The following is a 25,074-nucleotide window of genomic DNA, read 5'->3' on the forward strand; positions in this document are numbered from 1 at the left end:
TTTTGGCAGGGATGCGGGCAGAGGTCGGGCGGTTCGCCGGCTGACCTCGTCCTGTCCAAGACTGCAGGCGCCCGCGGGGAATCTCGATTCCTCAACGGCTTAATCGCATGGCCTGCATAGACGGGTGAAGACCGGATTTCACTTCGCATCCAGCTTTAAGGGCTGGTTTTGCGAAACGGGTCTGGTTCGGACCTCGACACGCCGTGGGCCCTTGGGCTCCCGGAGGGCAGGCTTTGAATTGTCGTCTTGCCCGGCGTGTCCGATGGGTTTTTGACCCGGAGGTTCAGGTTTGGGCGGGACGATGGGTGCAACCCGGCGGTCCCGCTTCTCGCGATGACCGCCAACCGGAGAGAGCTTGCTGTGGAACGAGCGGCAAAAAAAGAAGCGGTCGAACAGCTCAACGAGGTCTTCAAGACCACGAGCGTCGCGATCGTTGCTCAATATTCCGGCCTCACCGTCGCCCAGATGCAGAAGCTGCGCCAGCAGATGAAGCAGGCGGGTGCCGCGGTGAAGGTCTCGAAGAACCGTCTCGCCAAAATTGCTCTTGAAGGCACTGACGTCGTTGCCATCGGCCCCATGCTGAAGGGGCCGACCGTGATCGCGACTTCGAACGATCCGGTAGCGGCGCCAAAGGTCGCCATCGAATTCGCCAAGGCGAACGAAAAGTTCGTCATCGTCGGCGGATCGATGGGGAAGACCGTCCTGAATGTCGATGGCGTGAAGGCGCTTGCCTCGCTGCCGTCGCTTGACGAACTGGGCGGCAAGATCGTCGGCCTCATCGTGGCCCCGGCGACCAAGCTGGCCCAGCTCGCCAACGCGCCCGCGGGCAAGCTCGCGCGCGTCATCCAGGCTCATGCCTCAAAGGGCGAAGCGGCCTGACGCCCTTCGCAAAACTCAAACCCGAACCAGACTTACAGTTAAGGAAACTGAACAATGGCTGACCTGCAGAAGATCGTTGACGACCTCTCGAGCCTGACCGTGCTCGAAGCTGCCGAACTCGCGAAGCTCCTCGAAGAGAAGTGGGGCGTTTCGGCTGCCGCGGCTGTCGCCGTGGCCGGCCCGGCCGCTGGCGGCGGCGGTGCTGCCGCTCCGGCGGAAGAGAAGACCGAGTTCACGGTCGTTCTCGCCAGCGCCGGCGACAAGAAGATCGAGGTCATCAAGGAAGTCCGCGCCATCACCGGTCTCGGCCTGAAGGAAGCAAAGGACCTCGTCGAGGGTGCTCCGAAGCCGCTGAAGGAAGCCGTGAACAAGGACGAAGCCGACAAGATCAAGGCCCAGCTCGAGAAGGCTGGCGCCAAGGTCGAGCTCAAGTAAGCACTGCTTACTGGCGGGATCCCGGGCGGGCAACGGCTCTGCCCGGGATCCTGGTCCCCCTTCGAGAGGGTGGACCGGAATGCAAAAGGCGTGCGACGGAACGATCCGACGCAGGCCAAACACGAAAAAGTGTGGGGATTTGAGGGTTTGACCCTCGAATCTGCACTATTGTCGCCCCATATCGGGTCGGCAGCACGAAAGCGCGGTGGGCAGGGATGCCGGATTTCCCTGTAAGCCGTTGGGAGAGCAGGCTATTTCGGGCTTTTGCAGTCCGTGAAGATGATCGTTGTGACGGGCGGGCGCGCATCTGCGCCCCGCGCGTCGTTTTGCGTTTTGAAGGTCTGAAGAACAGATTCAGGACATCGGCGCCTGAAACTGCGTCTCCGGCCCCCCAAGACGGGTTCGAAAATTCAACCCGGAAAGCGGTGGCAGCCGCGGTCCGGACGGTGCGCCCAGGGCGGGCGACGAAAATGAGAGGCCACGATGGCGCAGCAGACATTCACCGGTCGCAAACGCGTTCGCAAGTTCTTCGGACACATCAAGGAAGTCGCCGAGATGCCGAACCTCATCGAGGTTCAGAAGGCGTCCTATGACCAGTTCCTGATGGTGGACGAACCCCAGGGCGGACGTCTCGACGAGGGTCTGCAGGCGGTGTTCCGCTCGGTGTTTCCGATCTCCGACTTCTCCGGCACCTCGATGCTGGAATTCGTCCGCTACGAGTTCGAGCAGCCGAAATACGACGTCGACGAGTGCCGCCAGCGCGGCATGACCTTCGCTGCGCCCCTCAAGGTGACGCTGCGCCTCATCGTGTTCGATATCGACGAGGAAACCGGCGCGAAGTCGGTGAAGGACATCAAGGAGCAGGACGTCTACATGGGCGACATCCCGCTCATGACGATGAACGGCACCTTCATCGTCAACGGCACCGAGCGCGTCATCGTCTCGCAGATGCACCGTTCGCCCGGCGTGTTCTTCGACCACGACAAGGGCAAGACCCATTCCTCGGGCAAGCTGCTGTTCGCCGCCCGCGTCATCCCCTATCGCGGTTCCTGGCTCGACATCGAGTTCGACGCCAAGGACATCGTCTATGCGCGTATCGACCGTCGCCGCAAGATTCCGGTGACGTCGCTGATGTTCGCCCTCGGCCTCGACGGCGAGGCGATCCTGTCCACGTTCTACAAGAAGATTCTCTACAAGCGGACCAAGGAAGGCTGGCGCGTTCCGTTCGACGCCAACCGCTTCCGCGGCTACTCCACGGTCAACGACCTGATCGATGCCGACACCGGCAAGGTCGTGCTCGAGGCCGGCAAGAAGCTCACCGTCCGCGCCGCCCGCCAGCTCCAGGAGAAGGGGCTGAAGGCGCTGCGCATGGCCGACGAGGAACTGGTCGGCAACTACGTCGCCGAGGATCTCGTCAACCCCAAGACCGGTGAGATCCACGCCGAGGCCGGTGAGGAGATCACCGACAAGCTGATGAAGGCGCTCAACGAGCAGGGCTACAAAGAACTGCCGCTGCTCGACATCGACCACGTCAATGTCGGCCCCTACATCCGCAACACGCTCTCGGCCGACAAGAACATGACGCGCGAGGACGCGCTGTTCGACATCTACCGCGTGATGCGTCCGGGCGAGCCGCCAACGCTGGAATCGGCGCAGGCCATGTTCCAGTCGCTGTTCTTCGACGCCGAGCGCTACGACCTCTCCGCGGTCGGCCGCGTCAAGATGAACATGCGCCTCGACCTCGATGCGCCCGACACCCAGCGCACGCTGCGCAAGGAGGACATCCTCTCCGTCATCAAGACGCTGGTGGATCTGCGCGACGGCAAGGGCGAGATCGACGACATCGACCATCTCGGCAACCGCCGCGTGCGTTCGGTCGGCGAGCTCATGGAGAACCAGTACCGCATCGGCCTGTTGCGCATGGAGCGCGCGATCAAGGAGCGCATGTCCTCGGTCGACATCGACACGGTCATGCCGCAGGACCTGATCAACGCCAAGCCGGCCGCCGCCGCGGTGCGCGAGTTCTTCGGCTCCTCGCAGCTCTCGCAGTTCATGGACCAGACCAACCCGCTCAGCGAGATCACCCACAAGCGCCGCCTCTCGGCGCTCGGACCGGGCGGTCTCACCCGCGAGCGCGCTGGCTTCGAGGTGCGCGACGTGCACCCGACGCATTACGGCCGCATCTGCCCGATCGAGACGCCGGAAGGTCCGAACATCGGCCTGATCAACTCGCTCGCGACCTTCGCGCGCGTGAACAAGTACGGCTTCGTCGAGACGCCGTATCGCAAGGTCAAGGATGGCCGTGTCACCGACGAGGTCGTGTACCTGTCGGCGATGGAGGAAGGGCGCTATTCCGTGGCCCAGGCTAACGTGCCGGTCGACGCCAAGGGCCGCTTCACCGAAGACCTCGTGGTCTGCCGTTCGAGCGGCACCCGCGACGTCGTGCCGATGACGCCCGACAAGGTCGACTACATGGACGTGTCGCCGAAGCAGCTCGTTTCGGTCGCCGCGGCGCTGATCCCGTTCCTCGAGAACGACGACGCCAACCGCGCGCTGATGGGCTCGAACATGCAGCGCCAGGCGGTGCCGCTGGTTCGCGCCGAGGCGCCGTTTGTCGGCACCGGCATGGAGGGCGTGGTTGCCCGTGACTCGGGCGCTGCGATCGCGGCGCGCCGTTCGGGCGTGATCGACCAGATCGATGCGACCCGCGTCGTCATCCGCGCCACGGAAGATCTCGATCCGACCAAGTCGGGCGTCGATATCTACCGCCTCATGAAGTACCAGCGCTCGAACCAGTCGACCTGCATCAACCAGCGTCCGCTGGTGAAGGTCGGCGACGTCGTCAGGAAGGGCGACATCATCGCCGACGGTCCTTCGACCGATCTCGGCGAGCTCGCGCTCGGCCGCAACGTGCTGGTCGCGTTCATGCCGTGGAACGGCTACAACTTCGAAGACTCGATCCTGCTCTCCGAGCGGATCGTGAAGGAGGACGTCTTCACCTCGATCCACATCGAGGAGTTCGAGGTGATGGCCCGCGACACCAAGCTCGGACCTGAGGAAATCACCCGCGACATTCCGAACGTCTCGGAAGAAGCGCTGAAGAACCTCGACGAAGCCGGTATCGTCTACATCGGCGCGGAAGTGCGCGCCGGCGACATCCTGGTCGGCAAGATCACGCCGAAGGGCGAAAGCCCGATGACGCCGGAAGAGAAGCTGCTGCGCGCCATCTTCGGCGAGAAGGCCTCCGACGTCCGCGACACCTCGCTGCGCGTTCCCCCGGGCGTGCAGGGCACCATCGTCGAAGTGCGCGTGTTCAACCGCCACGGCGTCGACAAGGACGAGCGTGCGCTGGCGATCGAGCGGGAGGAGATCGAGCGCCTCGCCAAGGACCGCGACGACGAGCAGGCGATCCTGGACCGCAACGTCTACAACCGTCTTGCCGAGCTGCTCGAGGGACGGCAGGGCATTGCAGGTCCCAAGGGCTTCAAGAAGGACACCAAGATCACCCGTGCGGTGCTCGAGGAGTATCCGAAGTCGCAATGGTGGCTGTTCGCTTCGCCGAACGACAAGCTGATGGCCGAGATCGAGGCCATGCGGAAGCAGTACGACGAGTCGAAGAAGGGACTGGAACAGCGCTTCCTCGACAAGGTCGAGAAGCTTCAGCGCGGTGACGAATTGCCGCCCGGCGTGATGAAGATGGTCAAGGTCTTCGTCGCGGTGAAGCGCAAGATCCAGCCCGGCGACAAGATGGCCGGCCGCCACGGCAACAAGGGCGTGGTGTCGAAGATCGTGCCGATCGAGGACATGCCGTTCCTCGAAGACGGCACGCATGCCGACATCGTGCTCAATCCGCTCGGCGTGCCTTCGCGCATGAACGTCGGACAGATCCTCGAGACCCATCTCGGCTGGGCCTGCGCCGGCCTCGGCAAGCGTATCGGCCAGACCGTCGATGCGTACCTGTCGAAGCAGGACATCAAGCCGCTGAAGGAGACCTTGAAGAAGGTCTACGGCGAGGACGAGACGATCAAGTCGCTCAACGACAACGAGCTGCTCGAACTCGGCCATAACCTCAGCCGCGGCGTGCCGATCGCAACCCCGGTGTTCGACGGTGCCAAGGAAGCCGATATCGAGGAGATGCTGAAGCTCGCCGGTCTCGACGCTTCGGGTCAGTCGACCGTCTATGACGGCCGCACCGGCGATCCGTTCGATCGCAAGGTGACGGTGGGCTACATCTACATGCTCAAGCTGCACCATCTGGTCGACGACAAGATCCATGCGCGTTCGATCGGTCCGTACTCGCTCGTCACCCAGCAGCCGCTGGGCGGCAAGGCGCAGTTCGGCGGCCAGCGCTTCGGCGAAATGGAGGTGTGGGCGCTCGAGGCTTACGGCGCGGCGTACACGCTCCAGGAGATGCTGACGGTGAAGTCGGACGACGTCGCCGGCCGTACCAAGGTGTACGAGGCGATCGTGCGCGGCGACGACACGTTCGAGGCCGGTATTCCGGAATCGTTCAACGTGCTGGTCAAGGAAATGCGCTCGCTCGGCCTCAACGTCGACCTGCACAACTCCAAGATGGGACCGGCGCCGACGTCGGAAGCGGCCGAGTAATTCGACCTGTCATGCCCGGCCTTCGCGGCCGGGCATCGGCGCCCCGCCCGAGGCCTTGAGGGCAGGGCGCCATGCAGAAGTGATTTTCGAATTTGCGGCCGGAGGCGACCGGCACGCGAGGAGAAGACGATGAACCAAGAAATTATGAATCTCTTCAACCCGACGACGCCGGCTCAGGTCTTCGACCAGATCCGGATCTCGATCGCGTCTCCAGAGAAGATTCTGTCCTGGTCCTACGGCGAGATCAAGAAGCCGGAGACCATCAACTATCGTACCTTCAAACCCGAGCGCGACGGCCTGTTCTGCGCCCGCATCTTCGGGCCGATCAAGGACTACGAGTGCTTGTGCGGCAAGTACAAGCGCATGAAGTACAAGGGCATCATCTGCGAGAAGTGCTCGGTCGAGGTCACGCTGTCGCGCGTCCGGCGCGAGCGCATGGGTCATATCGAGCTCGCAGCCCCCGTCGCGCACATCTGGTTCCTGAAGTCGCTGCCCTCGCGCATCGGCCTCCTGCTCGACATGACGCTGAAGGATCTCGAGCGGATCCTCTACTTCGAATATTACGTCGTGCTCGAGCCGGGCCTCACCGCGCTGAAGGACCGTCAGCTGCTGTCGGAAGACGAGTATCTGAAGGCGCAGGACGAGTACGGCCAGGACAGCTTCACCGCCATGATCGGCGCCGAGGCGATCCGCGAGCTGCTCAAGGGCATGGACCTCGAGAAGCTCGAGGCCTCGCTGCGTGCCGAGATGCAGGAGACCGACTCCGACATCAAGCACAAGAAGCTCGCCAAGCGTCTGAAGATCGTGGAAGCGTTCCGCCATTCCGGCAACAAGCCGGAATGGATGATCATGACCGTGATCCCGGTGATTCCGCCGGACCTGCGTCCGCTGGTGCCGCTGGACGGCGGCCGTTTCGCGACCTCTGATCTCAACGACCTCTATCGCCGCGTCATCAACCGCAACAACCGCTTGAAGCGGCTGATGGAGCTGCGCGCGCCCGACATCATCATCCGCAACGAGAAGCGCATGCTTCAGGAAGCGGTCGATGCGCTGTTCGACAACGGCCGCCGCGGCCGCGTCATCACCGGCGCCAACAAGCGTCCGCTGAAGTCGCTCGCCGACATGCTCAAGGGCAAGCAGGGCCGCTTCCGCCAGAACCTGCTCGGCAAGCGCGTCGACTATTCGGGCCGTTCGGTGATCGTGGTCGGTCCCGAGCTGCGCCTGCATCAGTGCGGCCTGCCGAAGAAGATGGCGCTCGAGCTGTTCAAGCCGTTCATCTATTCGCGGCTCGACGCCAAGGGCCTGTCCACCACCGTGAAGCAGGCCAAGAAGCTGGTCGAGAAGGAACGGCCCGAGGTCTGGGACATCCTGGACGAGGTGATCCGCGAGCATCCGGTGCTGCTCAACCGCGCCCCGACGCTGCACCGCCTCGGCATTCAGGCATTCGAGCCCGTGCTGATCGAGGGCAAGGCGATCCAGCTTCACCCGCTGGTCTGCTCCGCGTTCAACGCCGACTTCGACGGCGACCAGATGGCCGTGCACGTTCCGCTGTCGCTCGAAGCGCAGCTGGAAGCGCGCGTCCTGATGATGTCGACCAACAACATCCTGCATCCCGCGAACGGCCAGCCGATCATCGTGCCGTCGCAGGACATCGTGCTCGGTCTGTACTACGTCTCGATCATGCGCGAAGGCCTGCCCGGCGAGGGCAAGGTGTTCGGCGACATGGCCGAGCTCGAGCATGCGCTGCACGCGAAGGTCATCCACCTCCACACCAAGATCAAGTACCGGTGGGAAGGCATGGACGAGACCGGCAAGGTCTCCAAGCGCTGGATCGAGACCACCGCCGGCCGCGTCATGCTCGGCAATCTGCTGCCGAAGAACCCGCGCATCTCCTACGAGATCATCAACAAGCTGATGACCAAGCGCGAGATCTCCGGCGTCATCGACCAGGTCTACCGCCACTGCGGCCAGAAGGAGACGGTGATCTTCTGCGACCGCATCATGGCGCTCGGCTTCTACAACGCGTTCAAGGCCGGCATCTCGTTCGGCAAGGACGACATGGTCGTGCCGCACGGCAAGTGGAAGATCGTCGACACCACCCGTACGCTGGCGAAGGATTTCGAGCAGCAGTACAACGACGGCCTGATCACCCATGGCGAGAAGTACAACAAGGTCGTCGACGCCTGGTCGAAGGCCACGGAAGAAATCGCCAAGGCGATGATGAAGGAGATCTCCGCCACCAAGAAGACGGCGAGCGGAGCCGACGCCGACATCAACTCGATCTACATGATGGCTCACTCCGGTGCCCGCGGTTCGCCGGCCCAGATGCGCCAGCTCGCCGGCATGCGCGGCCTGATGGCCAAGCCGTCGGGCGAGATCATCGAGACGCCGATCATCTCGAACTTCAAGGAAGGCCTCTCGGTGCTCGAGTACTTCAACTCGACCCACGGCGCCCGCAAGGGCCTCGCGGACACCGCGTTGAAGACCGCGAACTCCGGCTACCTGACCCGTCGTCTCGTCGACGTGGCGCAGGACTGCATCATCACGCAGAGCGACTGCGGCACCAAGCTCGGAATCAAGATGCGCGCCATCGTCGACGCCGGTACCGTGGTCGCCTCGCTCGGCTCGCGCATCCTCGGACGCACGGCCTGCGAAGACGTGCGTGACAGCTCGGGCCAGGTGATCGTCAAGCGCGATACGCTGATGGAAGAGAGCCACGTGGATGCCATCCATCAGGCCGGCATCCAGGAGGTGAAGATCCGCTCGGCGCTGACCTGCGAGCTCGTCAACGGCATCTGCGGCAAGTGCTACGGCCGCGACCTCGCCCGCGGCACGCCGGTCAACCATGGCGAAGCGGTTGGCGTGATCGCCGCGCAGTCGATCGGCGAGCCGGGCACCCAGCTCACCATGCGCACCTTCCACATCGGCGGTGCGGCGCAGCTCAACGAGCAGTCCTTCGTCGAAGCCAACTTCGACGGCAAGATCGTGATCAGGAACAAGGCCATCGCCCGCAACAGCGAAGGTCACCTTATCGCGATGGTGCGCAACATGGTTGTCGCGATCGTCGATGCCGACGGCACCGAGCGTGCGACGCACCGTATCCAGTACGGTTCGCGTCTGCACGTCGACGAGGGCGACATGGTCAAGCGCGGCCAGCGCATCGTCGAATGGGATCCCTACACCCGTCCGCTGCTCACCGAGGTCGAAGGAACCATCGGCTTCGAGGATCTGGTCGAGGGGCAGTCGATCTCGGAAACGCTCGACGAGGCCACTGGTATCGCCAAGCGCGTGGTCATCGACTGGCGTTCGACGCGCGGCGGCTCGGACCTGCGTCCGGCCATCGTGGTGAAGGGCAAGGACGGCAAGGTGCTCAAGCTCGCCCGTGGCGGCGATGCCCGCTACATGCTGTCGGTCGACGCCATTCTCTCGGTCGACATCGGAGCCAAGGTCCAGCCGGGCGACATCCTCGCCCGTGTCTCGACCGAAAGCGCCAAGACGCGTGACATCACCGGCGGTCTGCCGCGGGTGGCGGAACTGTTCGAGGCTCGGCGCCCGAAGGATGCGGCGATCATCGCCGAAATCGCGGGCACCATCCGGTTCGGGCGCGACTACAAGAACAAGCGTCGCATCTCGATCGAGCCGATGGACAAGACCGACGAGCCGCGCGAGTACCTGATCCCGAAGGGCAAGCACATCCACCTTCAGGACGGCGACGTCGTCGAAAAGGGCGACTTCATCGTGGAAGGCAACCCGGCGCCGCACGACATCCTGGCGGTCAAGGGCATCGAGGAGCTCGCTGCCTATCTGGTCAACGAGATCCAGGAGGTCTACCGGCTGCAGGGCGTGCTCATCAACGACAAGCACATCGAGGTGATTGTCCGTCAGATGCTCCAGAAGGTGGAAATCACCGACCAGGGCGACACGGACATGATCTCCGGCGAGCAGGTCGACAAGATCGAGTTCGACGCGCTGAACGTGAAGGCCAAGGAAGAGGGCAAGAAGCCCGCCACGGGAACGCCGGTTCTGCTCGGCATCACCAAGGCGAGCCTCCAGACCCGCTCCTTCTTCTCGGCGGCATCGTTCCAGGAGACCACCCGCGTCCTCACCGAGGCGGCGGTCAACGGCAAGATCGATCCGCTCGAAGGCCTCAAGGAGAACGTCATCGTCGGCCGGCTGATCCCGGCGGGCACCGGCGCCTCCATGGCCAAGATCCGCGAAGTCGCCATGAAGCGCGACAAGCTGATCCTGGACGAGCGGGAGAAGCAGGCCGCCGTCGTGTCGCCGGCGCCGGAAGCCGAGCTTCCTGCGCTGCCGCCCGCGGAGTGATCGTTCATCCGTAGGAATACCGAGGACAATGAAAAGGCCGGCTTTTGCCGGCCTTTTTGCTGCTTTGTTGCGATGCGGGATCAACCTTTGTTCATCTTTCCTTCAGCCGCAAAAGCGCTTGTGCTATGGCGCCTTAGACCGGTGGTCCCGCCAAGGGGGCAGGGCCGGAAGACCACGGAACTCTCATGCTTGATCTCGCAATCGTAGGCGGCGGCCCCGGCGGGCTGATGAGCGCCTGGTACCTGAAGCGCAAGCTCGGCGACCTCTGCCGCGTCACCATCTACGAGGCCTCCGACAGGCTCGGCGGCAAGATCGTCACCCGCAAGTTCGATTCGGCGCCCGCGATGTACGAGGCCGGCGTTGCCGAGATCTACGACTACTCGATGACGGGCCCGGACCCGCTGCGCGAGCTGATCCAGCATTTCGGCCTTCAGACCATTCCGATGGATGCCGAGCAGGTGCAGTTCGGCGGTGAGCTGCTCAACGACGTTCCCGGCATGCGCCGCAAATACGGCGCCAGGACTGCCGCCGCGATCGAAGCCTTCCGCAAGCGCTGCGCCGAGGTGATGTCGCCGGTGGAATATTACGAGGGCGTCGGCGCGCACGACAACGAACATCCCTGGGCCTACAAGACCGCCGAGCAGGTGCTCGACGAGGAGGTCGAGGACGTCACCGCAAAGCGCTTCTTCAAGGTGATGGCGCGTTCCGACATCGCGACCGAGAGCCACAACACCAACGGGCTCAACGCGCTCAAGAACTATCTGATGGACGTCGACGGCTATATCGGCCTCTATTCCATCCAGAACGGCAACGAGCAGCTGATCGAATGCCTGCAGTCGGAGGTCAATGCCGACATCCAGCTCAATCACCGCGTGCTCACCGTCGGCAAGGCGCCGACCGGCCGGTATCAGCTCAAGATGATGAACGGCAAGGGGCCGGAGACCCGTGACTTCGATCTCGTGCTGGTCTGCCTGCCGCATTCCTGGCTCGCCACTCTCGGCTGGGAGGGCGAGCAGCTGCGCAGGTCGATGGTCAAGCACGTGGCCTATTTCGACCGTCCCGCGCACTATCTGCGCGTCTCGATCCTGTTCGACGAGCCGTTCTGGGGCGACAAGATTCCGGGTGCCTGGTTCATGTCGGAAGCCTTCGGCGGCTGCTGCGTCTACAACGAGGGCGCACGTCACGACGTCGGCAAGCATGGTGTTCTGAACTGGCTCATTCCCGGCTCTGACGCGCTGGCTTTTGCCAATCTGTCGGACCAGGAGCTGATCGAGACCGCCCTGAAATCGCTGCCGGCTTCTCTCGGCGATGCGCGTCTGCATTTCATGGAAGGCAAGATCCACCGCTGGCTGTCCTCGGTGAACGCGCTGCCTGGTGGTTTGCCCGCGCGCGACGTCATGACCAATCACCGGCCCGAGCCGAAGGAGCACCCCGGCATCGTGGTGGTTGGCGACTATCTGTTCGATTCGACGCTCAACGGCCTGCTCGATTCCTCGGACGCGGCGACCGACATCATCCTGACCGAGATGATGCGCCTGCGCCGCCAGCGCGCGCAGGACGACAAGCCGCTCTCGGACAAGATCGATCGCAAATATTTCGAGAATTATCGCGGTCTCGGCCCCTATCATCAGGCGTGGCGGCACTTCACCGATCCCGACTACCTGACGAAGCTGATCGGCATCGTCTGGGGCAGGGCGGCGGGCGCCAAGCTGCTGGTCGCGGGCTCCGCCAGCGGCGAACTGGTCGGCGCCCTGCGCGATCGCGGCATCGATGCATGGGGAATCGAGAACAACCGCGCGATCCACGCCAGGACGCCGAAATCGCTGAAGAAGTACAACAAGCTCGGCACGATCACCGACATGCCGTTCAAGGACGGCACGTTCGACTTCGTGTTCGAGACCAGCCTCTGCCACGTTTCCCCCAAGCAAGTGGTCCGCGCGATCCGCGAGCTCAACCGCGTGGTCAAGACCGGCCTCGTGTTCGGCTCCATCACCTCGGACATGGCGCCGGCATTGATCGACCGCTACGACCTCTTGCGCGGAGTCAAGAAGCTCGGCACCTGGTGGGAATGGTCCGAACTGTTCTTCGGCAACGGCTTCGACCTGTCGATGCACCGCAAGGATTGCACCGATGCGCTGTGGGAGGCGACGCTCGCCGCCAACAAGGGGCCGGGGCAGTGGTACGCCGACGCGGACAGCTTGCGCTATTCCTTCTTCGACAAGGTCGAGGACGAGGACTAGCCCGGGGGACGCCAACCGAATTCGCCAATTGTTTTGCCGAATTCATCTTGATCGCATAGAATCGGTGCAATAGCGGTTGCCGCTATTTCCTGCGTTCTCTGCGGTCATGCCGGCCGTCAGCATCGGTTGGTTTCATGGCATCCAAGCCTTTCTTGCCTGGCGACAAGCCTCTATCTCCCGATCAACAGAAGCTCGCCGCGGAGGAGGCGGCCGGGCTCGATGGCAAGCTCGCCGACGCTGCCAAGCCGGATCTCAAGGACGACGAGGACGCCGAAGACGAGGGGGATGACGAGCTGGAGCTCGACGAGGACGATGAGGACGAGGACCTCGTCGTCTTTACCGCGCGCGAAGCCGCCGGGGCCCTTGCGACCATTGTCGGGTTCGTCAAGCCCTATCTCTCCAACTACAAGCGGATGCTGTCATTCGTGGCATTCGGCGTCGTGGTCGAGACGTTGTTCAACGTCATCATGCCGCTCAGCCTCAAGTTCCTGATCGACGATGCGCTCGGCGAGGAGGATTTTCAGGCGCTCTACAAGATCCTCGGCGTGCTCGCCGTCGCCGGCATTTTCACCTCGATCGTTGCAGTCTGGTACGAACGCTGGGACGCGCGACTTGCCGCTTGCGTCATCTCCGATGTTCGCAAACGCCTGTTCGAGCACGTCCAGGACCTGCCCGCCGCCTATTTCGGCCGCACCAGGCGCGGCGAGATCCTATCGCGCTTCTCAGTCGATCTCTCGGCCTTCGAAGGCTCGGTCAAGACGTTCGCCAACAGTGCCGCGCTGCCGTTCCTGGAGCTGATCGCCGGCATCATCCTGATGCTGTTCCTCAACTGGCAGCTCGCCGTCGTCGCGCTGCTGGTGTTCCCGATCACGCTGATCGGCCCGCGGATCCTGACGCCGAAGGCGGTGCAGGCCAATTACGAACAGAAGCTCAATGAATCGGCGTTGCTGGGCCAAGTCCAGGAGAACGTGGCCGCCCAGGCGGTCATCAAGGCGTTCAGCCTGCAACGCAAGATGTTCGGCTTCTTCCGGTTGCGCAACGACGAGACCCGCAACAAGATGGCCTCGGCCACATTCCTCTCGACCATGGTGGAGCGGACAGTCACCATCTCGGTGCTCCTCCTGCACCTTGTGGTGCTCGCGATCGGCGCGTATCTGGCGACCAAGGGCCATATCACCATCGGCACCTTCGTCACTTTCGAGAGCGCGTTCTGGGAGGTCTCCTACAACATCGCCCATGTGATGCATTTCATCCCGGTGTCGATCTCCTCGGCCGCCGCGATCCGCCACATTCAGGAATTGCTCGACGAGCCGACCCGCAGCGCCGATCGCCCGGGCGCACCCGATCTGCCGCGCATCACCCACGACATTACATTCGATCACGTCACCTTCCAGTACGAGGGTGGTCAGACGCCGGTGCTGGACAATCTCAGCCTCAAGCTCGACGCCGGCAAGCGCATCGCGATCGTCGGTCCGAGCGGCTCCGGCAAGAGCACGCTGCTCAATCTGATCCTGCGGCTCTACGTGCCCGACGAAGGCCGCGTCACCATCGACGGCGTCGACGTCCGCAAGGTGACGCTGGACTCGCTGCGCCGGAGCATGGCGGTGGTGTTCCAGGAGAACATGCTGTTCAACATGTCGATCCGCGAGAACATCCGGCTCGGCAAGGAGGGCGCAACCGACGAGGAGGTGGAGGAGGCGGCCAAGAAGGCCGAGATCCACCGCTACATCATGAGCCTGCCGCAGCGCTACGACACGCCGGTCGGCGAGCGCGGCGACACGCTGTCGGGCGGCCAACGCCAGCGCATTGCGATCGCGCGCGCGATCATCCGCAACCCCTCCGTGCTGCTGCTGGACGAAGCAACTTCGGCGCTGGACCAGACCACCGAGGCCGCAATCAACCGCACGCTGCTCAGGGTCGCCAAGGGTCGCACCATGATCTGGTCGACCCACCGCCTGACCTCGGTGGTCGAGATGGACGAGATCATCGTGATTTCAGGGGGCAGGGCGATCGAGCGCGGTTCCCATGCCGAGTTGCTCGCCAAGAATGGCACCTATCGCAAGCTGTGGAACGACCAGATCCACCAGCCCCATGGCGCGGCAGCTCACGCCGACGCCGACCGCAATGATGACGACGAGGACGAAGACCTCGATGACGATGAGGACGACGAGGAGGAGTAACCGCGGGCGGTGAGCTTCGAGCGGCCGCGTCTGATCGTCTCGTCTCACGGCAACGCGCGGCTCAGCGTCGACTCGTCGATTCTCTGATGCAAGGCGTTCGGCCGCCGCGACGCCGCGTTTTTTTCGCACGCATGGTTTGGGGCAAGAGCCATTCGCGGATCGACCAGTCCGGGCTGAAGCCCCGTCACACCGGGCATCGCGGCGGGCCGGGAAAAGCTGGTAGACCGGCCACCAGCCAGCAAACTGAGCGTAGGCAGGAAAAAAGCCCCTCAGTTTGGTAATAAAACTACATTATACCCGGGTATAATTGTTCTCAGATCTGGCAGGTCAGTCGCCTCGGTCCTATATCAGGCAGGCGCGGGGAGGCGGCGAAGAGGCGATTTTTTGCAGGCGCATGAAGCGCTTTGTGACTGTCGTTTCACCTTGACTTGACCGATTCCCACTTATAGAAAGCGCCTCACTTAACGACAGGCGGTGAGCATCGCCAGCGTCGGAACGGGCCACCCGTTGATCCCCAAAGACTAGATCTGCCAGGGGTCGCAAAGACGGGCACCAACCTCGACGAATGCCGCTCAAACGCTGTCGATCATAGCTAGGCAATGCCAGTGCGACTTTAGTTCTCTCGAGCACGTTCTCTTGAGATCGAATTCGGATGCATGACCTCAGTGCGCGGGCCGCGGCGTTACGCTGAACGGCTTCGAGACTGCGGTCCTCTGTGGCGTCGAAGCGCTTTCCGCTCGTTGATGGAGCGGTTGGCGCAATTTCGCTTTGCGCGGGTCTTTCGCGCCAGGCGCCCGTTCGGGCGGGTAGCTCGAGCAGAATTTGCGGACCCGGTGACGGGCCGCGGCAAGACAGCGGACCCGAGAGGGGCCGCGGCAGAAAAAGGGTGAAGGCCAGTATGCCGACGATCAACCAGCTGATCGCTCAACCGCGGGAAGTGCAGAAGTCGCGCAAGAAGGTGCCGGCGCTGCAGCAGTCGCCGCAGAAGCGTGGTGTTTGCACGCGCGTCTACACCACGACCCCGAAGAAGCCGAACTCGGCGCTTCGTAAGGTTGCCAAGGTGCGCCTGACCAACGGCTTCGAGGTGATCGGCTACATCCCCGGCGAGGGCCATAACCTCCAGGAGCACTCGGTGGTCATGATCCGCGGCGGCCGCGTCAAGGACTTGCCGGGCGTGCGCTATCACATCCTCCGCGGCGTTCTGGACACCCAGGGCGTCAAGAACCGTAAGCAGCGTCGTTCGAAGTACGGCGCCAAGCGTCCGAAGTAAGCGGGAACCAAGCCTATGTCTCGTCGCCACTCTGCGGAAAAGCGCGAAGTTCTTCCGGATCCGAAGTTCGGGAACATCATCGTCACGAAGTTCATGAACTCGGTGATGTACGCCGGCAAGAAGTCGGTTGCGGAAGGCATCGTCTATGGTGCGTTCGGCATCATCGAATCCAAGACCAAGCAGAACCCGCTCGGCGTGTTCGAGCAGGCGCTCGAGAACGTCATGCCGACCATCGAGGTCCGCTCCCGCCGCGTCGGCGGCGCGACCTACCAGGTTCCGGTCGAGGTCCGCTCGACCCGCCGGCAGGCGCTCGGCATTCGCTGGCTGATCGCGGCTGCGCGCGAGCGCAACGAGAAGACCATGACCGAGCGGCTCTCGGCGGAGCTCTTGGACGCATCGAACAACCGGGGGAACGCCGTCAAGAAGCGCGAAGACGTGCACCGCATGGCGGAAGCCAACCGCGCCTTCTCGCACTACCGCTGGTAACGGCGACACACTCGGACTCGCAAGGAACGACCCATGCCCCGCCAACATGCCATCGAGGACTACCGTAACTTCGGTATCATGGCGCATATCGACGCCGGCAAGACCACGACGACCGAGCGCATCCTCTATTACACCGGCAAGAGCCACAAGATCGGCGAAGTGCACGAAGGTGCCGCGACGATGGACTGGATGGAGCAGGAGCAGGAGCGTGGCATCACGATCACCTCGGCTGCGACCACCGCGTTCTGGAACGGCAAGCGCCTGAACATCATCGACACGCCCGGTCACGTCGACTTCACCATCGAAGTCGAGCGTTCGCTCCGCGTGCTCGACGGCGCCGTCTGCGTGCTCGACTCCAACCAGGGCGTCGAGCCCCAGACCGAGACCGTCTGGCGCCAGGGTGACAAGTACAAGGTTCCGCGCATCGTCTTCGCCAACAAGATGGACAAGATCGGTGCCGACTTCTTCAAGTGTCTGGCGGACATCGTCGACCGTCTGGGCGCCAAGCCCGTCGCGATCCAGCTTCCGATTGGTGCCGAGAACAACTTCAAGGGTCTCGTCGACCTCGTGAAGATGAAGGGCGTCGTCTGGAACGACGAGTCGCTCGGTGCCAAGTTCGACTATGTCGACATTCCGGAAGACCTCGTCGACCAAGCCAAGGAATACCGCGAGAAGATGGTGGAAGCCGCCGTCGAGCTCGACGACGATGCCATGGCCGCCTATCTCGACGGCAAGGAGCCGGACGAGGCGACCCTGAAGCGCCTGATCCGCAAGGCGGTGCTGACCGGCGCGTTTTATCCCGTGCTGTGCGGTTCGGCCTTCAAGAACAAGGGCGTGCAGCCGCTGCTCGACGCCGTGGTCGACTATCTGCCGTCGCCGCTCGACGTGCCCGCGATCAAGGGCACCGACGACAAGGGCAACGAGATCGTGCGCAAGGCGGACGACAAGGAGCCGCTGGCGCTGCTCGCGTTCAAGATCATGGACGACCCGTTCGTCGGCACCATCACCTTCTGCCGCATCTATTCCGGCATCCTGCAGAGCGGCACCGGCGTCGTGAACTCGACCCGCGAGAAGAAGGAGCGGATCGGGCGCATGCTGTTGATGCATGCGAACAACCGCGAGGACATCAAGGAAGCCTATGCCGGCGACATCGTCGCGCTGGCCGGTCTGAAGGAAGCGCGCACCGGTGACACGCTGTGCGATCCCGACAAGCAGGTGATCCTGGAGAAGATGGAGTTCCCCGAGCCGGTCATCGAGATCGCGATCGAGCCGAAGTCCAAGGCCGACCAGGAGAAGCTGGGCGTGGCGCTGGCCAAGCTCGCCGCGGAGGATCCGTCCTTCCGCGTGTCGACCGACCACGAGTCCGGCCAGACCATCCTCAAGGGCATGGGCGAACTCCACCTCGACATCAAGGTCGACATCCTCAAGCGCACCTACAAGGTCGACGCCAACATCGGCGCGCCGCAGGTGGCGTTCCGTGAGCGCATCACCAAGCGGGTGGAGCACAGCTATACCCACAAGAAGCAGACCGGCGGTACCGGCCAGTTCGCGGCCGTGTCGTTCATCGTCGAGCCGAACGAAGCCGGCAAGGGCTTCGAGTTCGAATCGAAGATCGTCGGTGGCGCGGTGCCGAAGGAATACATCCCGGGCGTCGAGAAGGGCCTGGAGAGCGTGCTGTCGTCCGGCGTGGTCGCGGGCTTCCCCGTGGTCGACGTCAAGGTGCAGCTCGTCGACGGCAAGTATCACGACGTCGACTCGTCGGCGCTCGCCTTCGAAATCGCCTCGCGCGCCTGCTTCCGCGAAGCGCTGCAGATGGGCAAGTCGGTCCTGCTCGAGCCGATCATGAAGGTCGAGGTGGTGACCCCGGAAGACTACACCGGCTCGGTCATCGGCGACCTGAATTCCCGGCGCGGTCAGATCCAGGGGCAGGACATGCGCGGCAACGCCAACGTCATCAACGCGATGGTGCCGCTCATGAACATGTTCGGTTACGTGAACAATCTGCGCTCGATGAGCCAGGGTCGCGCGACCTTCACCATGCAGTTCGATCACTACGCAGAAGCGCCGGCCAACGTGTCGGCAGAAGTCCAGAAGAAGTTTGCCTGATTGTCGTCGGTTGAAAGCTGACGATTGAACGGAGAGTCAAATGGCCAAAGCAAAGTTTGAACGTACCAAGCCGCACTGCAACATCGGCACCATCGGTCACGTCGACCATGGCAAGACGTCGCTGACCGCGGCGATCACCAAGGTTCTCGCCGAAGCCGGCGGTGCGACGTTCACCGCGTACGACCAGATCGACAAGGCGCCGGAAGAGAAGGCCCGCGGCATCACCATCTCGACCGCGCACGTCGAGTACGAGACGCCGAACCGCCACTACGCCCACGTCGACTGCCCCGGCCACGCCGACTACGTCAAGAACATGATCACCGGCGCTGCCCAGATGGACGGCGCGATCCTGGTCGTGTCGGCCGCTGACGGCCCGATGCCGCAGACCCGCGAGCACATCCTGCTCGCCCGCCAGGTCGGCGTGCCCGCGCTCGTCGTGTTCCTCAACAAGTGCGACATGGTCGACGATCCGGAGCTGCTCGAGCTCGTCGAGCTCGAAGTCCGCGAGCTGCTCTCCAAGTACGAATTCCCCGGCGACAAGATCCCGATTATCAAGGGTTCGGCGCTCGCCGCTCTCGAAGACTCCGACAAGAAGCTCGGCCACGACGCCATTCTCGATCTGATGAAGAACGTCGACGAGTACATCCCGCAGCCGGAGCGTCCGATCGACCAGCCGTTCCTGATGCCGGTTGAAGACGTGTTCTCGATCTCGGGCCGCGGCACCGTCGTGACCGGCCGTGTCGAGCGCGGCGTCGTCAAGGTCGGCGAGGAAATCGAGATCGTCGGTCTCCGCGCCACCCAGAAGACCACCGTCACCGGCGTCGAAATGTTCCGCAAGCTGCTCGATCAGGGCCAGGCCGGCGACAACATCGGCGCGCTGCTCCGCGGCACCAAGCGCGAAGACGTCGAGCGCGGCCAGGTTCTGGCCAAGCCGGGTTCGGTCAAGCCGCACACCAAGTTCAAGGCCGAGGCCTACATCCTCACCAAGGAAGAGGGCGGTCGCCACACCCCGTTCTTCACCAACTACCGTCCGCAGTTCTACTTCCGCACCACCGACGTGACCGGTGTCGTGCACCTGCCGGAAGGCACCGAGATGGTGATGCCGGGCGACAACATCGCGATGGAAGTGCACCTGATCGTGCCGATCGCGATGGAAGAAAAGCTCCGCTTCGCGATCCGCGAAGGCGGCCGCACTGTCGGCGCCGGCGTCGTCGCCTCGATCATCGAGTAACAACGCGAATAGGGAATGGCGAGTGGCGAATAGTTTCTATTCGCTATTCGCTACTCGCCACTCACTAAGAAAGATTCGGCAATGAACGGCCAAAACATTCGTATCCGTCTCAAGGCGTTCGACCATCGTATCCTCGATACGTCGACCCGTGAGATCGTGAACACGGCGAAGCGCACCGGCGCGCAGGTCCGCGGACCCATTCCGCTGCCCACCCGCATCGAGAAGTTCACCGTCAACCGTTCGCCCCACGTCGACAAGAAGAGCCGCGAACAGTTCGAGATGCGCACTCACAAGCGCCTGCTCGACATCGTCGATCCGACCCCGCAGACCGTCGACGCTTTGATGAAGCTCGACCTGGCTGCCGGTGTCGACGTCGAGATCAAGCTCTAAGATTTTGGATCCCGTTCGCCAAAAGCGGACAAAGAGAACAGGAAGCAAGCCGATGCGCTCCGGAGTGATCGCACAAAAGGTCGGGATGACGCGGGTCTTCACGGAGGCTGGCGAACATATCCCCGTGACCGTGCTGAAGCTCGGCAATTGCCAGGTCGTAGGCCACCGCACCGAAGAGAAGAACGGTTACGTCGCGCTCCAGCTCGGTTCGGGCAGCCGCAAGACCGTTTACATGCCGAAGGCCGAGCGCGGCCAGTTCGCGGTCGCCAAGGTCGAGCCGAAGCGCCGGGTCGAGGAATTCCGCGTCACCGCGGACGCCATGATCCCGGTCGGCGCCGAGATCCAGGCCGACCACTTCGTCGTCGGCCAGTTCGTCGACGTCACCGGCACTTCGGTCGGTAAGGGCTTCGCCGGCGGCATGAAGCGCTGGAACTTCGGCGGTCTGCGCGCCACGCACGGTGTGTCGATCTCGCACCGCTCGATCGGTTCGACCGGTGGCCGTCAGGACCCCGGCAAGACCTGGAAGAACAAGAAGATGCCCGGCCACATGGGTGTCGATCGCATCACCACGCTCAACCTTCGCGTTGTCCAGACCGATGTCGAGCGCGGCCTGATCCTCGTCGAAGGCGCCGTTCCCGGCTCCAAGGGCGGCTGGATCCGCGTGCGCGACGCCGTCAAGAAGCCGCTGCCGAAGGAAGCCCCGAAGCCCGGCAAGTTCAAGGTTGCTGGCGACGCGGAAGCCGCTCCGGCTGCGCAGGAGGCGTGAGATGGAATTGAAGGTCACCACCCTCGAAGGTAAGGAAGCCGGCTCCGTCCAGCTGTCCGACGCCATTTTCGGCCTCGAGCCGCGCGAGGACATCATCGCGCGCTGCGTGCAGTGGCAGCTCAACAAGCGCCAGGCCGGCACGCACAAGGCCAAGGGCCGCGCCGAGATCTGGCGCACCGGCAAGAAGATGTACAAGCAGAAGGGCACCGGCGGTGCTCGTCACGGCTCGGCCCGCGTGCCGCAGTTCCGCGGCGGCGGTCGTGCCTTCGGTCCGGTGGTGCGTTCGCACGCCACCGACCTGCCGAAGAAGGTCCGTGCGCTCGCTCTGAAGCATGCGCTCTCGGCCAAGGCCAAGGACGGCGATCTCGTCGTGATCGAGAAGGCCGCGCTGGAAGCCGCCAAGACCAAGGCGCTGCTCGGCCACTTCTCGGGCCTCGGCCTCACCAACGCGCTGATCATCGACGGTGCCGAGCTCAACAACGGCTTCGCCGCTGCGGCTCGCAACATCCCGAACATGGACGTGCTGCCGATCCAGGGCATCAACGTCTATGACATCCTGCGCCGTCAGAAGCTCGTTCTGACCAAGGCCGCCATCGATGCGCTGGAGGCGCGCTTCAAATGAGCAAGAACATCGAGCCTCGCCACTACGACGTGATCCTGTCGCCGGTCGTGACCGAAAAGGCGACGATCGCCTCGGAGCACAACAAGGTGCTGTTCAAGGTGGCCGCCAAGGCGACCAAGCCGCAGATCAAGGAAGCGATCGAGAAGCTGTTCGACGTCAAGGTCAAGAGCGTCAACACGCTGGTCCGCAAGGGCAAGGTCAAGGCCTTCCGCGGCACCATCGGCTCGCAGTCGAACAGCAAACGCGCGATCGTGACCCTCGAAGAGGGTCACCGGATCGACGTCACCACCGGTCTGTAAGGTCGTACGACGATGGCACTGAAGACATTCAATCCCACGACGCCGGGCCAGCGCCAGCTGGTCATGGTCGATCGTTCGGCCCTCTACAAGGGCAAGCCGGTCAAGGCGCTCACCGAAGGCAAGAAGTCCTCGGGCGGCCGCAACAACACCGGCCGCATCACCGTGCGCTTCCGCGGCGGTGGTCACAAGCAGACGCTGCGTACCGTCGACTTCAAGCGTGAGAAGATCGACGTGCCCGCGACCGTCGAGCGTCTCGAGTATGATCCCAATCGCACCGGTTTCATCGCCCTGATCAAGTATCAGGACGGCGAGCAGGCCTACATCCTGGCGCCGCAGCGCCTGGCGGTGGGTGACACGATCATCGCCGGCAATTACGTCGACGTGAAGCCGGGCAACGTCATGCCGCTCGGCAACATGCCGGTCGGCACGATCATCCACAACATCGAGGTCAAGATCGGCAAGGGCGGCCAGCTGGCGCGTTCCGCCGGCACCTACGCCCAGCTCGTCGGCCGTGACCAGGATTACGTCATCATCCGCCTGAACTCGGGCGAGCAGCGCCTCGTGCACGGTCGTTGCCGCGGCACGATCGGCGCGGTGTCGAACCCGGATCACATGAACACCTCGATCGGCAAGGCCGGTCGTAAGCGTTGGATGGGCCGCAGGCCGCACAACCGCGGTGTCGCGATGAACCCGATCGACCATCCGCACGGCGGTGGCGAAGGTCGTACCTCGGGCGGCCGCCACCCGGTCACCCCGTGGGGCAAGCCGACCAAGGGCAAGAAGACCCGCACCAACAAGTCGACCAACAAATTCATTCTCCTAAGCCGCCACAAGCGGAAGAAGTAAGGAACGCCGGACATGGTTCGTTCAGTCTGGAAAGGCCCGTTCGTCGAGGGTTCTCTGCTCAAGAAGGCAGATGCCGCGCGCGCGTCCGGCCGTCACGACGTCATCAAGATCTGGAGCCGTCGCTCGACGATCCTGCCGCAATTCGTCGGCCTGACCTTCGGCGTCTACAACGGTCAGAAGCACGTGCCGGTGGCCGTGAACGAGGAAATGGTCGGTCACAAGTTCGGCGAGTTCTCGCCGACCCGGACCTTCCATGGCCACTCCGGCGACAAGAAAGCCAAGAAGGCTTGAGGATTAAACGATGAGCAAACCTAAGCGCGAACGGAGCCTCGCCGACAACGAGGCCAAGGCGGTCGCCCGGATGCTGCGGGTGAGCCCGCAGAAGCTCAACCTGGTCGCCCAGCTCATTCGCGGCCGGAAGGCGTCTGCCGCGCTCGCCGACCTGCAGTTTTCGCGCAAGCGGATCGCGGTCGACGTGAAGAAGTGCCTGGAATCGGCGATCGCCAACGCCGAGAACAACCACGACCTCGACGTCGACGATCTCGTCGTGGCGCAGGCCTTCGTCGGCAATGGCCTCGTGATGAAGCGCTTCGCCGCCCGCGGCCGCGGCCGCTCGGGCCGTGTCTACAAACCGTTTTCGCAGCTGACGATCATCGTTCGTCAGGTCGAAGCTGAAGCCGCCGCTTAAGGGCGCAGGAGAACACGATGGGTCAAAAGATCAATCCGATCGGTCTGCGTCTCGGCATCAACCGGACCTGGGATTCCCGCTGGTTCGCCGGCAAGCAGGAATACGGCAAGCTGCTGCACGAGGACGTCAAGATCCGCGAGATCCTGCACAAGGAGCTCAAGCAGGCGGCCGTCGCCCGCATCGTGATCGAGCGTCCGCACAAGAAGTGCCGCGTCACCATCCACTCGGCCCGTCCGGGCGTGGTGATCGGCAAGAAGGGCGCCGACATCGACAAGCTGCGCAAGAGGGTCGCGGACATCACCTCGTCCGACGTCGTCATCAACATCGTCGAGATCCGCAAGCCGGAGCTCGATGCGACGCTGGTGGCCGAATCGATCGCGCAGCAGCTCGAGCGCCGCGTGGCGTTCCGCCGTGCCATGAAGCGCGCCGTGCAGTCGGCAATGCGTCTCGGCGCGGAGGGCATCCGCATCAACTGCTCGGGACGTCTGGGCGGTGCGGAAATCGCGCGCATGGAGTGGTACCGCGAAGGCCGCGTGCCGCTGCACACGCTGCGTGCCGACATCGACTACGGCGTTGCGACCGCGTTCACGACCTTCGGCACCTGCGGCGTCAAGGTCTGGATCTTCAAGGGCGAGATCCTCGAGCACGATCCGATGGCCCAGGACAAGAGAATGGCCGAAGGCGAGACCGGCGGCAGTGGCGATCGCGGTGGCCGTCAGCGCCGCGAGACGGCCGCTGCCTAAGGCCAGACAGGAATTTGAGGGCTTAAAGCCATGATGCAACCTAAGAAAACGAAGTTCCGGAAGGCGCATAAGGGCCGCATCCACGGCGTTGCGTCTTCGGGCGCGACGTTGGCGTTCGGCCAGTTCGGCCTGAAGGCGACCGAGCCTGAGCGCGTCACCGCGCGCCAGATCGAAGCCGCCCGCCGCGCGCTGACCCGCCACATGAAGCGCGCCGGCCGCGTCTGGATCCGCGTGTTCCCCGACGTTCCGGTGTCGAAGAAGCCGGCCGAAGTCCGCATGGGCTCCGGCAAGGGTTCGCCGGAATTGTGGGTCGCGCGCGTCAAGCCGGGCCGGGTGCTGTTCGAGATCGATGGCGTCAACACCCAGACGGCGCGTGAGGCGCTGACCCTGGCGGCCGCCAAGCTGCCGATCAAGACGCGCTTCGTCGAGCGCATTGCGGAGTAATGGCCATGGCACAGATGAAGATCGAAGACATCCGCGCGATGAGCCCCGACCAGCAGGATGAGGCCATCCTGAACCTGAAGAAGGAGCGCTTCAACCTGCGCTTCCAGCGCGCCACCGGGCAGCTCGAGAACACCTCGCGCCTGCGCGAGGCCCGCCGCGACATCGCCCGGATCAAGACCATCGCCGCGCAGACGCGCGCGAAGAAGAAGTAAGAGGCTTACGAAGATGCCGAAACGTACTTTGCAGGGCGTGGTCGTCAGCGACAAGCAAGCCAAGACCATCGTGGTGCGCGTCGACCGCCGCTTCACGCACCCGATCTACAAGAAGACGATCCGCCGTTCGAAGAACTACCACGCGCACGACGAGAGCAACCAGTTCAAGCCGGGCGACATGGTGTGGATCGAGGAAACGAAGCCGATTTCGAAGTTGAAGCGCTGGGTCGTGATCCGGGGCGAACACAAGAAAAGCGCCTGATCTGTTGGCTTTAGCCGACTGACTTCAGGGAAATGTTGAGC

21 protein-coding genes are annotated in these 25,074 nt (G+C 63.5%); all 21 read left to right on the plus strand.

Going from position 1 to position 25,074, the window contains the following annotated elements; translation table 11 throughout:
• Positions 1–360 precede the first annotated feature (360 nt).
• The 21 genes from rplJ (at position 361) to rpsQ (ending at position 25,033) form a co-directional block, all read left to right on the plus strand.
• Positions 361–879, plus strand: coding sequence for a 50S ribosomal protein L10 (gene rplJ / locus XF30_RS16910; RefSeq protein ID WP_109143356.1), 519 nt, complete (start codon positions 361–363; stop codon positions 877–879).
• 54 nt (positions 880–933) lie between these two features.
• Positions 934–1,314, plus strand: coding sequence for a 50S ribosomal protein L7/L12 (rplL, locus tag XF30_RS16915; RefSeq protein WP_109143357.1), 381 nt, complete (start codon positions 934–936; stop codon positions 1,312–1,314).
• A gap of 483 nt (positions 1,315–1,797) precedes the next feature.
• The gene (rpoB, locus tag XF30_RS16920) at positions 1,798–5,922 is read left to right on the plus strand and encodes a DNA-directed RNA polymerase subunit beta (RefSeq protein ID WP_036027612.1); all 4,125 of its coding nucleotides are present in this window, start codon (positions 1,798–1,800) and stop codon (positions 5,920–5,922) included.
• 129 nt (positions 5,923–6,051) lie between these two features.
• Entirely contained in the window at positions 6,052–10,248 is a 4,197-nt protein-coding gene (gene rpoC, locus XF30_RS16925) for a DNA-directed RNA polymerase subunit beta' (protein ID WP_036011015.1), read from the plus strand.
• 185 nt (positions 10,249–10,433) lie between these two features.
• Positions 10,434–12,488, plus strand: coding sequence for an FAD-dependent oxidoreductase (locus tag XF30_RS16930; protein ID WP_109143358.1), 2,055 nt, complete (start codon positions 10,434–10,436; stop codon positions 12,486–12,488).
• Positions 12,489–12,622: 134 nt separating this feature from the next.
• A complete protein-coding gene (locus XF30_RS16935) occupies positions 12,623–14,668 on the plus strand; it encodes an ABC transporter ATP-binding protein (protein WP_109143359.1) in 2,046 nt (681 codons plus the stop codon).
• An 898-nt stretch (positions 14,669–15,566) separates the two neighbouring features.
• Positions 15,567–15,938, plus strand: coding sequence for a 30S ribosomal protein S12 (rpsL, locus tag XF30_RS16940; RefSeq protein WP_007603006.1), 372 nt, complete (start codon positions 15,567–15,569; stop codon positions 15,936–15,938).
• 15 nt (positions 15,939–15,953) lie between these two features.
• The gene (gene rpsG / locus XF30_RS16945; protein ID WP_018647239.1) at positions 15,954–16,424 is read left to right on the plus strand and encodes a 30S ribosomal protein S7; all 471 of its coding nucleotides are present in this window, start codon (positions 15,954–15,956) and stop codon (positions 16,422–16,424) included.
• Between the two features lie 33 nt (positions 16,425–16,457).
• Complete coding sequence (gene fusA, locus XF30_RS16950; protein ID WP_109143360.1) at positions 16,458–18,530, plus strand: elongation factor G; 2,073 nt, start codon at positions 16,458–16,460, stop codon at positions 18,528–18,530.
• 40 nt (positions 18,531–18,570) lie between these two features.
• Complete coding sequence (gene tuf, locus XF30_RS16955) at positions 18,571–19,761, plus strand: elongation factor Tu (RefSeq protein WP_109143361.1); 1,191 nt, start codon at positions 18,571–18,573, stop codon at positions 19,759–19,761.
• 81 nt (positions 19,762–19,842) lie between these two features.
• A complete protein-coding gene (gene rpsJ / locus XF30_RS16960; protein WP_002712302.1) occupies positions 19,843–20,151 on the plus strand; it encodes a 30S ribosomal protein S10 in 309 nt (102 codons plus the stop codon).
• 52 nt (positions 20,152–20,203) lie between these two features.
• A complete protein-coding gene (gene rplC, locus XF30_RS16965; RefSeq protein ID WP_025036993.1) occupies positions 20,204–20,917 on the plus strand; it encodes a 50S ribosomal protein L3 in 714 nt (237 codons plus the stop codon).
• 1 nt (position 20,918) lies between these two features.
• Positions 20,919–21,539, plus strand: coding sequence for a 50S ribosomal protein L4 (gene rplD / locus XF30_RS16970; RefSeq protein ID WP_018647243.1), 621 nt, complete (start codon positions 20,919–20,921; stop codon positions 21,537–21,539).
• Positions 21,536–21,838, plus strand: coding sequence for a 50S ribosomal protein L23 (locus tag XF30_RS16975; protein WP_025036992.1), 303 nt, complete (start codon positions 21,536–21,538; stop codon positions 21,836–21,838). Before rplD ends, XF30_RS16975 begins: the two co-directional genes overlap by 4 nt.
• A gap of 12 nt (positions 21,839–21,850) precedes the next feature.
• A complete protein-coding gene (gene rplB, locus XF30_RS16980; protein WP_024342450.1) occupies positions 21,851–22,684 on the plus strand; it encodes a 50S ribosomal protein L2 in 834 nt (277 codons plus the stop codon).
• A 12-nt stretch (positions 22,685–22,696) separates the two neighbouring features.
• Positions 22,697–22,975, plus strand: coding sequence for a 30S ribosomal protein S19 (gene rpsS / locus XF30_RS16985; RefSeq protein ID WP_008136357.1), 279 nt, complete (start codon positions 22,697–22,699; stop codon positions 22,973–22,975).
• A 10-nt stretch (positions 22,976–22,985) separates the two neighbouring features.
• Positions 22,986–23,372, plus strand: coding sequence for a 50S ribosomal protein L22 (gene rplV, locus XF30_RS16990; protein ID WP_008549264.1), 387 nt, complete (start codon positions 22,986–22,988; stop codon positions 23,370–23,372).
• A gap of 17 nt (positions 23,373–23,389) precedes the next feature.
• Positions 23,390–24,115: a 30S ribosomal protein S3 gene (rpsC, locus tag XF30_RS16995; protein ID WP_036011029.1), complete on the plus strand. Its 726-nt coding sequence runs from the start codon at positions 23,390–23,392 to the stop codon at positions 24,113–24,115.
• Positions 24,116–24,145: 30 nt separating this feature from the next.
• Positions 24,146–24,559: a 50S ribosomal protein L16 gene (rplP, locus tag XF30_RS17000; RefSeq protein ID WP_008136349.1), complete on the plus strand. Its 414-nt coding sequence runs from the start codon at positions 24,146–24,148 to the stop codon at positions 24,557–24,559.
• Positions 24,560–24,564: 5 nt separating this feature from the next.
• The gene (rpmC, locus tag XF30_RS17005; protein WP_025036989.1) at positions 24,565–24,771 is read left to right on the plus strand and encodes a 50S ribosomal protein L29; all 207 of its coding nucleotides are present in this window, start codon (positions 24,565–24,567) and stop codon (positions 24,769–24,771) included.
• Between the two features lie 13 nt (positions 24,772–24,784).
• On the plus strand, positions 24,785–25,033 hold the full coding sequence (rpsQ, locus tag XF30_RS17010) for a 30S ribosomal protein S17 (protein ID WP_024342452.1): 249 nt from the start codon (positions 24,785–24,787) through the stop codon (positions 25,031–25,033).
• The last annotated feature ends 41 nt before the right edge of the window (positions 25,034–25,074 follow it).

Origin of the sequence: Bradyrhizobium sp. SUTN9-2, assembly GCF_003122645.1 — a bacterium.
GTDB lineage: Bacteria > Pseudomonadota > Alphaproteobacteria > Rhizobiales > Xanthobacteraceae > Bradyrhizobium > Bradyrhizobium yuanmingense.

Bases quoted from the DNA above. Each gene is read 5' to 3' on its own strand.
- rplL (WP_109143357.1), top strand. From the start codon at position 934: ATGGCTGACCTGCAGAAGATCGTTGACGACCTCTCGAGCCTGACCGTG.
- rpoB (WP_036027612.1), top strand. From the start codon at position 1,798: ATGGCGCAGCAGACATTCACCGGTCGCAAACGCGTTCGCAAGTTCTTC.
- rpoC (WP_036011015.1), top strand. From the start codon at position 6,052: ATGAACCAAGAAATTATGAATCTCTTCAACCCGACGACGCCGGCTCAG.
- XF30_RS16930 (WP_109143358.1), top strand. From the start codon at position 10,434: ATGCTTGATCTCGCAATCGTAGGCGGCGGCCCCGGCGGGCTGATGAGC.
- XF30_RS16935 (WP_109143359.1), top strand. From the start codon at position 12,623: ATGGCATCCAAGCCTTTCTTGCCTGGCGACAAGCCTCTATCTCCCGAT.
- rpsL (WP_007603006.1), top strand. From the start codon at position 15,567: ATGCCGACGATCAACCAGCTGATCGCTCAACCGCGGGAAGTGCAGAAG.
- rpsG (WP_018647239.1), top strand. From the start codon at position 15,954: ATGTCTCGTCGCCACTCTGCGGAAAAGCGCGAAGTTCTTCCGGATCCG.
- fusA (WP_109143360.1), top strand. From the start codon at position 16,458: ATGCCCCGCCAACATGCCATCGAGGACTACCGTAACTTCGGTATCATG.
- tuf (WP_109143361.1), top strand. From the start codon at position 18,571: ATGGCCAAAGCAAAGTTTGAACGTACCAAGCCGCACTGCAACATCGGC.
- rpsJ (WP_002712302.1), top strand. From the start codon at position 19,843: ATGAACGGCCAAAACATTCGTATCCGTCTCAAGGCGTTCGACCATCGT.
- rplC (WP_025036993.1), top strand. From the start codon at position 20,204: ATGCGCTCCGGAGTGATCGCACAAAAGGTCGGGATGACGCGGGTCTTC.
- rplD (WP_018647243.1), top strand. From the start codon at position 20,919: ATGGAATTGAAGGTCACCACCCTCGAAGGTAAGGAAGCCGGCTCCGTC.
- XF30_RS16975 (WP_025036992.1), top strand. From the start codon at position 21,536: ATGAGCAAGAACATCGAGCCTCGCCACTACGACGTGATCCTGTCGCCG.
- rplB (WP_024342450.1), top strand. From the start codon at position 21,851: ATGGCACTGAAGACATTCAATCCCACGACGCCGGGCCAGCGCCAGCTG.
- rpsS (WP_008136357.1), top strand. From the start codon at position 22,697: ATGGTTCGTTCAGTCTGGAAAGGCCCGTTCGTCGAGGGTTCTCTGCTC.
- rplV (WP_008549264.1), top strand. From the start codon at position 22,986: ATGAGCAAACCTAAGCGCGAACGGAGCCTCGCCGACAACGAGGCCAAG.
- rpsC (WP_036011029.1), top strand. From the start codon at position 23,390: ATGGGTCAAAAGATCAATCCGATCGGTCTGCGTCTCGGCATCAACCGG.
- rplP (WP_008136349.1), top strand. From the start codon at position 24,146: ATGATGCAACCTAAGAAAACGAAGTTCCGGAAGGCGCATAAGGGCCGC.
- rpmC (WP_025036989.1), top strand. From the start codon at position 24,565: ATGGCACAGATGAAGATCGAAGACATCCGCGCGATGAGCCCCGACCAG.
- rpsQ (WP_024342452.1), top strand. From the start codon at position 24,785: ATGCCGAAACGTACTTTGCAGGGCGTGGTCGTCAGCGACAAGCAAGCC.